This window comes from Alistipes sp. CAG:268, assembly GCA_000434235.1.
GTDB lineage: Bacteria > Bacteroidota > Bacteroidia > Bacteroidales > Rikenellaceae > Alistipes > Alistipes avistercoris.
Genome location: FR891998.1, coordinates 24,740 through 25,562 on the forward strand (window position 1 = coordinate 24,740; position 823 = coordinate 25,562).

1 protein-coding gene is annotated in these 823 nt (G+C 65.2%); it reads left to right on the forward strand.

What is annotated here, in order from left to right:
• A partial coding sequence (locus QZL63_RS05545; protein ID WP_290586151.1) for an L-cysteine desulfidase family protein occupies positions 1-784 on the forward strand: 784 nt, incomplete at its 5' end.
• Positions 785-823 lie beyond the last annotated feature (39 nt).

An 823-nucleotide genomic window follows, 5' to 3' on the forward strand; every position in this document is an offset into this window, starting at 1 on the left:
GGAGGGCGACGAAGGCGAGGTGCCTTTGACGCTGCGGCGCGTGTGGGAATTCGCCATGACCGCACCTCTCGACGAGATCCGCTTCATCCTCGAGACCAAACGGCTCAACAAGGCTGCCGCCGAGGCCTCCTTTGCCGGCGAGTACGGCCACTGTGTGGGCCGCACGCTGCGCTGCGACCGCGAGCGGCGGGTGATGGGCGACAGCATTTTCACGCGGATCCTCTCCTACACCTCGGCAGCGTGCGACGCCCGTATGGCTGGGGCGATGATCCCCGTGATGAGCAACTCCGGCAGCGGTAACCAGGGCATTGCCGCAACGCTTCCGGTGGTGGTCTATGCCGAGGAGACTGCTGCCTCCGAGGAGCAGACGATCCGTGCGCTGACGCTGAGCCACCTGACGGTGGTCTACATCAAGCAGAGCCTCGGGCGGCTGTCGGCCTTGTGCGGGTGCGTGGTGGCCGCCACGGGCTCGAGTTGCGGCATCACCTACCTGATGGGCGGCGGTTACGACCAGGTCGCCGCGGCGGTGAAGAACATGATCGCCAACCTCACGGGCATGATCTGCGACGGTGCGAAGCCTAGCTGCGCGATGAAACTCACGAGCGGAGTCTCGACGGCCGTCCTGTCGGCGATGATGGCCATGGACGGACGTTGCGTCACTCCGGTCGAGGGGATCATCGACGAGGATGTGGACCGCTGCATCCATAACTTAACAAAGATCGGCCGCGACGGCATGAACGAGACCGACCGCATCGTCCTCGGGATCATGACCGACAAGGCGTAGTCCCGGTCCGGTATCGTCGCGTCGGACCGCCCGCCGGTT